General features: G+C 71.8%; 5 protein-coding genes. 3 read left to right on the top strand and 2 right to left on the bottom strand.

The window, feature by feature from the left end; all coding sequences use genetic code 11:
- Window positions 1-86 precede the first annotated feature (86 nt).
- On the top strand, window positions 87-2,795 hold the full coding sequence (locus ACFV4N_RS33725; protein WP_499676709.1) for a TIM-barrel domain-containing protein: 2,709 nt from the start codon (window positions 87-89) through the stop codon (window positions 2,793-2,795).
- Window positions 2,796-2,843: 48 nt separating this feature from the next.
- On the opposite strand, the gene ACFV4N_RS33720 is transcribed toward ACFV4N_RS33725, so the two are convergent.
- Together ACFV4N_RS33720 and ACFV4N_RS33715 are read right to left on the bottom strand one after the other, a co-directional pair.
- Window positions 2,844-5,042: a pectate lyase family protein gene (locus tag ACFV4N_RS33720; protein ID WP_499676708.1), complete on the bottom strand. Its 2,199-nt coding sequence runs from the start codon at window positions 5,040-5,042 to the stop codon at window positions 2,844-2,846.
- Between the two features lie 241 nt (window positions 5,043-5,283).
- On the bottom strand, window positions 5,284-8,112 hold the full coding sequence (locus ACFV4N_RS33715) for an aconitate hydratase (protein ID WP_499676707.1): 2,829 nt from the start codon (window positions 8,110-8,112) through the stop codon (window positions 5,284-5,286).
- 154 nt (window positions 8,113-8,266) lie between these two features.
- Here ACFV4N_RS33715 and ACFV4N_RS33710 point away from each other — a divergent pair, with 154 nt between their 5' ends.
- Window positions 8,267-9,013, top strand: coding sequence for an ABC transporter ATP-binding protein (locus ACFV4N_RS33710; RefSeq protein WP_499676706.1), 747 nt, complete (start codon window positions 8,267-8,269; stop codon window positions 9,011-9,013).
- The coding region (locus tag ACFV4N_RS33705) for a hypothetical protein (RefSeq protein WP_499676705.1) at window positions 9,010-9,642 on the top strand (633 nt) is incomplete at its 3' end. The genes ACFV4N_RS33710 and ACFV4N_RS33705, both read left to right, overlap by 4 nt.

The raw sequence follows: 9,642 nt of genomic DNA, 5'->3' as shown, positions 1-9,642 counted from the left end.
GGTTCCGGCTCCCGGGCAACCCCTCGCGGTCTTCGGCGTCTGGATCGGTGGAGAACCGATCGCGTCACCCCGGGGGGCCTCGTTCCATGTCCAAGCGCGTGCTGGTGCTGCTCGCGGTGCTCGTCGTGGCGGTCCTCGTCGCCGTGCTCGTGGTCGTGTTCCGCGACGGGGAGGAGCACCCCGGCGCCGTGGTGGACGGCGACGTCCGGTTCCAGGTGCTGACGCCCACCCTGATCCGCGCGGAGCACGCCGAGGACGGGCGGTTCGAGGACCGGCCCACCTTCAACGCGGTCAACCGCGGCCTGAGCACCACCGCGTTCACCACCGAGGAGGTCGACGGCTCCCTGGTGATCCGCACGGACCGGCTGACGCTGCGCTACCGGAAGGGCTCGGGCCGGTTCGGGCCGGACAACCTCCAGGTCGAGCTGGAGGCGGGCGACGAGGCGGTCACCGCCCGGCCGGTGTGGGCCCCGCCCGGCGTGTGCGACCTGGGCCAGGTGTGCGAGGCCGAGACCATGCTCGCCCAGGAGGGCGCGCAGGGCCTGCGCGACGCCGACGGGTACACCGGTCCGGGCTACGTCGCGGACCTGGCCGCCCCGGGCTCCGGGGTCGAGTGGAGCCAGCGGGGGGTCACCGCGGCGGGCGAGCACCGGGTCCACTTCCGCTACCGCGCGGACCGCGCCCAGGAACTCGTCGTCGCGGGCGGCGACCAGGAGCGGCGGGTCGCGCTGGAGCCGACCGGCGGCGAGTGGGCCGAGGCGAGCGCGGTGCTGGCCCTGCCCGCCGGCAGGACACCCCTGTCCCTCCGGTGCCCCGACGGCGGTTGCGACGCCGCCGTCGACCACGTGGCCGTCACCCCGCCCGGCGACGGCTACCCCGAGCACGCCGGCGCCGAGCACGCGGCCGCCAACCTCGGCGGCTGGCGGCGCAGCCTCGACTACGTCGACCAGCCGCGCTCGCTGCCGGTGCTGATGTACGAGGGGCTGCTCAGCCGCGACGGCTGGTACCTGCTCGACGACAGCGAGACCGCCATCGCCAACCCCGACGGCACGACCACGCCCCGGGCGGAGCGCGACGGCTACCAGGACGGCTACTTCTTCGGCTACGGCCACGACTACCGCCAGGGGCTGCGCGACCTCAAGGAGCTGACCGGCCCGCCGGTGATGCTGCCGCGCCAGGCGTTCGGCAACTGGTACTCCCGGTACGCCGCCCACCACCAGGACTACTACCGGGACGAGCTGCTGCCCGCGTTCGAGGAGGCGGGCGTCCCGCTGGACGTGCTGGTCGTGGACACCGACTTCAAGAGCCCCAACAAGTGGAACGGCTGGAACTGGGACGAGGAGCTGTTCCCCGACCCGGAGGGGTTCTTCCGCTGGGCCGAGGAGCAGGGCCTGCGGGTGGCGCTCAACATCCACCCCAGCATCGACGCGAACGACCCCGAGTACGAACAGGCCGTGCGCACCGCGGGCAAGGAGCTGGAACCCGGCGAGTGCGGGATGAGCGGCGACATGGACTGCCGGGTGTTCGACCTGAGCGACCCGCGCCAGCGCCAGGCGTACTTCGACCTGCACCGGGAGTTCGAGGAGTTGGACCCGGACCTGCTGTGGTGGCTCGACTCGTGCTGCGACGGCAGCAGGTTCCGCCCCGAGGGCATCTCCCCGGACAGCGCCTTCAACGCCGAGTACGTCCGCCGCGCGGAGGAGAAGGGGCGGCGCGGCTTCTCCTGGAACCGCAGCGGCGGCGGTTACAACGGTTACGGCGGCAACCAGGTCTACCCGGCCGGGCCGTGGGCCGAGCACCGCTACACCGTCGACACGTCGATGGACACCTCCTCCACCTGGGAGCTGCTCGCGTTCGCCTCGGAGTACACGGCCGCCCGCGGCAACATCGGGATGCCGTACCAGTCGCACGACATCGGCGGCCACAACTACGCGGGCAACGAGGAGAACCGGCTCCCCGAGGACCTCTACGCCCGCTGGGTCCAGTTCGGCGCGTTCCAGCCGCTGCTGCGGCTGCACTCCAACCACGGCTACCGGCTGCCCTGGGACTACCCGGGCGTCGAGGGCGCCGCGGTGAAGTTCCTCAAGCTGCGCAAGGCCCTGCTGCCGCACACCTACACGGTGGCGCGGCAGGCGTACGACACGGGCCTGCCGATGAACCGGCCGATGTACCTCGACCACCCGGGGTACGAGGAGGCGTACGAGCACCCCTCGCAGTTCATGTACGGCGACGACGTGCTGGTCGCGCCGGTGACCTCGCCGGGCACCGAGGACGTGCCCACGGAACTGTGGGTGCCGCCGGGCACGTGGACGAACTACTTCACCGGCGAGACCGTCACCGGGCCGACCGTGACGACGGTGACCTCGGACCTCGACACCATGCCGGTGTTCCTGCGGGCCGGCGGCATCCTGCCGACCAGCGCCGACGACACCTCCAACGCCCGGGAGCAGGTCGGGGACCTGGTCCTCGACGTGGCCGCCGGCGCGTCCGGCTCCTACGAGCTGTACGAGGACGCGGGGGAGGGCCTGGGGTACCGGCGGGGCGAGTTCACCCGCACCACCGTCCGCTACTCCGAGGACGACGGCTCGGTGACCGTCGAGCCGCGCGCCGGGGCGTTCGCGGGCGCGGTCGCGGAGCGGACGTGGACGGTGCGGCTGCGCGGCGTGGCCGAGCCCGCGCGGTTGGCGGTGAACGGCGCGGACGCGCCGGAGTGGGAGTACGACGCCGGCACCCGCACGCTGACCGTCACGGCCACCTCGCCCACCGACCGGGAGCTGACCCTCACCACGCGGTGAACCGGGCCGCCCCCGGTGCGGGGGGCGGCCCGGCCGTCGGCGCCGGCGTCAGACCTTGCCGGTGCCGGCGCCCTGCGTGACGATGGCCTTGACGTCGGCCGCGGGGTCGGCGGTGTACCGGTAGTAGCCGGCCGGGTCCTCGACCGAGCCGCCCACCACCGGGTCGCCGGACTCGCCCGCGTAGTGGTTGTCCCGCTCGACGATGCTGCCCTTCGGGCCGGCGTAGCTGGTGGTCATGGGCTCCTCGACGTCCTCGAAGTAGTTGCCCTCGACCCAGCAGCCCGCCTTCTGCTGGCAGGCGACGCCGACGTCGCTGTTGTCGTGGAAGTAGTTGTTGAACACGTGCACCGGGTTGCCGAACCGGACGCGCGGGTTGCGCTGCGGCGTCTTGTCGAACCAGTTGTGGTGGTAGGTGACCTTCAGGTACCCGGTGTCCTGCGCGCCGTTGTCGTCGTCGTGGCCCAGCAGCATGTTCTTGGTGTGGTGGTGCGTGTGGTTCCACGAGATCGTCACGTAGCTGGACCCGCGCTTGACGTCGATCAGGCCGTCCTTGCCCGCGGACAGGTCGTTGTGGTCGATCCAGACGTGGTGGGAGAACATCTGGACGTTGATCGAGTCGTCGTTGGCGTTGCGGAACACCAGGTTGCGGATGATCACGTTGTGCACCGCGTTCGCCGGGGGCGAGGTGACGGCGTCGTCCGCGGGCAGGCCGATGTTGAGGCCGCCGCCGCTGATGCCTGAGTTCGCGCCCACGCCGATGATCGTCTTGTCCGACGACACGTCGTACATGCCGGCGGGCAGGGTGATCAGGCCCTGCACCCTGACCACGCGGGGGCCGTCGGCCTTGATGTTGGCGATGAAGTCGGCGGGGGTGGTGACGGTGACCTCGGGGCCGCCCGCGCCGCCGGTGGTGCCGTCCTGGCCGAGGGCGTTGACCGACGCGAAGCCCACCGGGCCGTCGGCCGGCTGCCCGCCGCCCTGGTCGGACGTGCGCACGGTGACCGCGCCGGACGGCGCCGAGGTGTTGCCCGCCGCGTCCCGCGCCACCACGTAGAAGGTGTAGCCGGTGGCCGGGCTCAGGCCGGTGACGGTGAACGAGGTGCCCGTGGCGGAGCCGACCCGCACGTCGGTGCTGCCGGCCTCGCGGTAGACGGTGTAACCGGCGACGCCGACGTCGTCGGTGGCGGCGGTCCAGGTGAGCGTCGCGCTGTTCGCCGAGGCGCCGGTCGAGCGGAGGCCGGCGGGCGCGGCGGGCGGCGTGGTGTCGGGGGCGGGTGAGCCCAGCCTGCCGACGCCCGCGCCCGCGAGGACCCTGGCCGGCACGGTGTTCGGGTCGTCCACGGTGTAGGCGTAGTAGGTGCGCGGCTCGGTGACCGTGCCGTCCGACTCGGGCGCACCGGAGTTGACGTAGACGTTGTTGCGCTCGACCAGGCGGCCGGGGTCGGACTCGAAGATCTGGACCTTCGTCGGCGAGGCGACGTCCTCGAAGTAGTTGCCCTCGACCAGCACGCCCGCGTCCATCGCGGTGGCCGCGCCGTAGGAGTCGGTCCCCCGGACGTCGCGGTAGTAGTTGTTGAACACGTGCACCGGGTCGGCGAACCGGACGCGCGGGTTGCGCTCCGCGGTGCCGTCGAAGAAGTTGTGGTGGTAGGTGACGCGGAGCTTGCCGCGGTCCTGGCCGCCGTTGCCGTCGGAGTGGCCGACCAGCGAGTTCTTGGTCTGGTCGTGGAAGTGGTTCCAGGAGACGGTGACGTAGTCGGAGCCGCGTTTGACGTCCAGCGCGCCGTCGTGGGCGCCGGACAGGTCGTTGTGGTCGACCCAGACGTGGTGCGCGCCGTCGGTGATGTTGATGGCGTCGTCGTTGGCGCCGGTGAAGGTCAGGTTGCGGATGATGACGTTGTGCGTGCCGTCGACGTCGAGGCCGCCGCCGGTGATCCGGCCGCTCGTGCCGACGCCGATGATGGTCTTGTCGGACTCGACGTCGAGCATCCCGCTGAGCTGGATGGTGCCGTTGACCTGGATGACCAAGGGCTCGGTGCGCTCGACCGCGGCCTCGAACTGGGTGCGGTTGGTGACCGTGACGGTCTGACCGCCCGCGCCGCCGGTGGTGCCGTTCTGCCCCAGTGCGTTGACGGAGGCGAAACCGATGGGCGCCGCCTCGGCGGCGGCCGGCGCCGCACCGGCGACGGCTGACGTGAATCCGCCTGCGAGCGCCGCGGATAACGCGAGCGCGGTTGTTCTCCTCACGAAGTCCTCCGTTGGACTCGGCCGACGTCGGTGTCGGCTGGTGCGTGGGCGGGAACGGTGGCGACGTCCTCCTGTTCAGCAATAGGGGTGCTGTTCGGATATGTCAAAAAGATTCACATGGGTGTACCGGTTCGACGATTTCGATTGATCTCGACCGGGTGTTCGAGTGGAATTCCAGAGGGGGTGGCATGGAAAAGGGGCCGCCCACCACCCGGTGAACGGCCCCTCCTCGGTCCTCGGCTCAGCTGCGGACCATCTTGCGCAGCACGTACTGCATGATGCCGCCGTTGCGGTAGTAGTCGGCCTCGCCCGGCGTGTCGATGCGGACGACCGCGTCGAACTCCGTCTTGGAACCGTCCTCCTTGGTCGCCACCACGTGCACCGTGCGCGGCGTCTCGCCGCCGTTCAGCTCGGTGATGCCGGTGAAGTCGAACGTCTCCGTGCCGTCCAGGCCCAGGGACGCCGCGTTCTCGCCCTCGGGGAACTGCAGCGGCAGCACGCCCATGCCGATGAGGTTGGAGCGGTGGATGCGCTCGAAGGACTCGGCGATCACCGCCCGCACGCCCAGCAGCGAGGTGCCCTTGGCCGCCCAGTCGCGGGACGAGCCGGAGCCGTACTCCTTGCCGGCCAGCACGACCAGCGGGACGCCCGCCTCGGCGTAGGCCACCGACGCGTCGTAGATCGTGGTCTGCTCGCCGCCGGCCAGGAAGTTGCGGGTGAAGCCGCCCTGGACGCCCTGCCCGTTGTTCTCGTCGGCGAGCAGCAGGTTCCGCAGCCGGATGTTGGCGAACGTGCCCCGGATCATCACCTCGTGGTTGCCGCGCCGCGACCCGTACGAGTTGAAGTCCTTGCGCTCCACGCCGTGCTCGGTCAGGTACTTGCCCGCGGGCGAGTCGACCTTGATCGCGCCGGCCGGGGAGATGTGGTCGGTGGTCACCGAGTCGCCCAGCAGCGCCAGCACGCGCGCGCCGCCGATGTCGGTCACCGGGGCCGGCTCCATCTCCATGCCCTCGAAGTACGGGGGCTTGCGCACGTAGGTGGAGTCCGCGTCCCACTCGAACGTGTTGCCGGTCGGCGTGGGCAGCTGCTGCCAGCGCTGGTCGCCCGCGAACACGTCCGCGTAGCCCTTGGTGAAGCCCTCCGGCGAGATCGCCGACGCGACGACCTCGGAGATCTCCTGCGGCGACGGCCAGATGTCGGCCAGGTAGACCGGCTCGCCCGCGGCGTCCGTGCCCAGCGGCTCGGTGGTGATGTCCTTGTCCATCGTGCCGGCCAGCGCGTACGCCACCACCAGCGGCGGGGACGCCAGGTAGTTCATCTTGATGTCGGGATTGATCCGGCCCTCGAAGTTCCGGTTGCCCGACAGCACCGACACCGCGGCCAGGTCGCCCTGGTTGATGCCCGCCGAGATCTCGTCCTGCAGCGGGCCCGAGTTGCCGATGCACGTGGTGCAGCCGTAGCCGACCAGGTGGAAGCCCAGCTTCTCCAGGTACGGCAGCAGGCCGGCGCGCTCGTAGTAGTCCATGACGACTTTGGAGCCCGGCGCCAGGGTGGTCTTCACCCACGGCTTGCGCTCCAGGCCCTTCTCCACGGCCTTCTTCGCCAGCAGCGCCGCGCCGATCATCACCGACGGGTTCGAGGTGTTGGTGCACGAGGTGATCGCGGCGATCGCGACCGCGCCGTGGTCCAGCTCGAACTCGGCGCCGTCCAGGGACACCTTGACCGGGTTGGACGGCCGGCCCTCGCTGCCCTCGGCGGCCGAGTGGAACACGCGCGGCTCGCCGCCCGCGTCGCCGTCGGCGGGCGAGATCGGGTCGCTGGCCGGGAACGTCTCCTCGACGGCCTCGTCCACGCTGGACCCGGAGGTCTCCTCGGTGTCGGACACGTACGCGCCCAGCGCCTGGCGGAACGCCTCCTTGGCACTGGCCAGCTCGATGCGGTCCTGCGGGCGCTTGGGGCCGGCGATCGACGGCACGACCGTCGACAGGTCCAGCTCCAGGTTCTCGGAGTAGACCGGCTCGACCTCCGGGTCGTGCCACAGGCCCTGCTCCTTGGCGTACGCCTCGACCAGCGCCAGCTGCTCGGCCGAGCGGCCGGTCAGCTTCAGGTAGTCGATGGTCTCGCCGTCGATCGGGAAGATCGCGCAGGTCGAGCCGAACTCGGGGCTCATGTTGCCGATGGTGGCGCGGTTGGCCAGCGGCACCGCGCCCACGCCCGAGCCGTAGAACTCGACGAACTTGCCGACCACGCCGTGCTTGCGCAGCATCTCGGTGATGGTCAGCACCAGGTCGGTGGCCGTCGCGCCGGCGGGCAGCTCGCCGTGCAGCTTGAAGCCCACCACGCGCGGGATCAGCATGGACACCGGCTGGCCGAGCATCGCGGCCTCGGCCTCGATGCCGCCGACGCCCCAGCCCAGCACGCCGATGCCGTTGACCATCGTGGTGTGCGAGTCGGTGCCGACCAGGGTGTCCGGGTAGGCCTGGCCGTTGCGGACCATGACCACGCGGGCCAGGTGCTCGATGTTGACCTGGTGGACGATGCCGGTGCCCGGCGGGACGACCTTGAACTCGTCGAACGCGGTCTGGCCCCAGCGCAGGAACTGGTAGCGCTCCCTGTTGCGCTCGTACTCCAGGTCCACGTTCAGCTCGAACGCGTCCGGCCGGCCGAACACGTCGGCGATCACCGAGTGGTCGATGACCAGCTCGGCGGGCGCCAGCGGGTTGACCTTCGCGGGGTCGCCGCCGAGCTGGGTGACGGCCTCGCGCATGGTGGCCAGGTCGACCACGCAGGGCACACCGGTGAAGTCCTGCATCACCACGCGGGCGGGCGAGAACTGGATCTCGGTGTTCGGCTCGGCGGACGGATCCCAGCCGCCCAGCGCGCGTACGTGGTCGGCGGTGATGTTCGCGCCGTCCTCGGTCCGCAGCAGGTTCTCCAGCAGGATCTTCAAGCTGTACGGCAGGCGCTCGGCGCCCTCGACCGCGCTCAGCCGGAACACCTCGTACGAGGCGTCGCCGACGGTGAGCGTGCCGCGGGCGCCGAAGCTGTCCTTGCTCGCTGGTGCAGTCACGTGAAACTCCATCTGGTGACGCGCAAAGTCGGTTCGGGAACTTCTGCTGAGTCTCCCGCACCACGGGGTGCGGTGCCTCCCTGCCCTAAACAGTACGCGTGTCCTGTATAAACCTTCAACCGGGTCCCACCTCGGTCCGGGCATCATCACACCCGTGGTGCGTCTTGATCGAATCGGCAAGCGCTACGGCCGCGGCCCGTGGGTGCTGCGGGACCTCTCGCTCGACGTCGCGCCGGGCGAGGTGGTCGCGCTGCGGGGCGGCAACGGCTCCGGCAAGTCGACCCTGCTGCGCGTCGCGGCGGGCGTCACCGCGCCCACGACCGGCCGCGTCACGCGCGGCGCGTCGGTCGGGTACGCGCCCGAGCGCTTCCCGACCGGGGTCCGGCTGTCCGCCCGCGAGTACCTGCGCCGGCTGGCCGCCGTGCGCGGCGCGCCCCTGAGGTGGGACCTGGTCGAGGCGCTGGGCTTCGCGGGCGACCCGGACGCACCCGTGGCCACCCTGTCCAAGGGCAACGCGCAGAAGGTCGCGCTGGTCCAGGCCCTGCACGCGACCGACCTGCTGGTGCTGGACGAGCCGTGGTCCGGGCTGGACGCGGCGGCCGGCGGCGTGCTGGGCGAGCTGGTGGGCTCCTCGGCGGCGGCCGTGGTGCTGACCGACCACCACGGGCACGACGTGCCGGGGATGCGCGAGGTGTTCCTCGGCGAGGCGCGCGACGGGGTGGTGGTGATCGAGCTGGACCGGGTGGGGGAGTCGTTCGCGCTGATCAGCGGCCTGGCAGGGGTGTCGTCGGCACGTCCGGTCGGCGCCGGGGCGCGGGTGGAGGTGCGGGCCGGGCACAGCGACGGCGTGCTGGCCGAGGCGCTGCGGCTGGGCTGCTCGGTGCGGAGCGTGCGGTCGTGAGGGCGCTCGTGGGTTACCTGCTGGCGGACGTGCTGCGCACCCAGCGCTGGCTGCCGCCGCTGCTGCTGTTCGCGGCCGTGCTGGGGATGCTGTACGCGTCGGACGCGGGGCCGCCCCTGGCCGCCTACGCGGGGACGTGCGTGCTGGTCTACCCCGTGTCGGCGTGGTTGGCGGTCGTCGTGGCGGGTGCCGAGGACCCGGTGCGGCGGGCGGTCACGGTGGTGGCGGCCGGCGGCTGGGCCCGGGTGCAGGTCGCGGCGAGCGCGTTGTCCGCCATGGGCGCGCTGGGGCTCGCGCTGGTCGCGGCGGTGGTGCCGGTGCTGACCCAGCCGCGCCCGTACCCGCTCGCGGTCGTGGTCCAGGGTTTCGGCGGGCTGGCCGCGTGCGCGCTGGTCGGCGTCGGGGTGGGCGTGCTGTGCGGCCGACCGGTGGTCGACCGGGTCGGGTGGTCGCTGCTCTCCGCGACCGCCCTGGTGGTGGGGCTGCTCCTGCTGGGCCGCACCCCGCCGGTCGGCAACGTGCTGTGGTCGCTGTCCCACGGGGACGGCGTGGCGGGCGCGCTGGCGCTGTCGGGCGCGATCGGCGTGCTGCTGGTGGCCGGCGCGACGGCGCTGGGGACGGCACTCGGC

This window comes from Actinosynnema sp. NPDC059797 (genome assembly GCF_042732085.1).
In the GTDB taxonomy this organism is placed as follows: Bacteria; Actinomycetota; Actinomycetes; order Mycobacteriales; family Pseudonocardiaceae; genus Actinosynnema.
The sequence above is the reverse complement of the archived record's forward strand: the minus strand, read 5'-3'. Positions and strand labels throughout refer to the sequence as shown.

What these genes read in the sequence shown, in the direction of transcription:
- ACFV4N_RS33725 (WP_499676709.1), top strand. Translation starts at nt 87, where the DNA reads ATGTCCAAGCGCGTGCTGGTGCTGCTCGCGGTGCTCGTCGTGGCGGTC.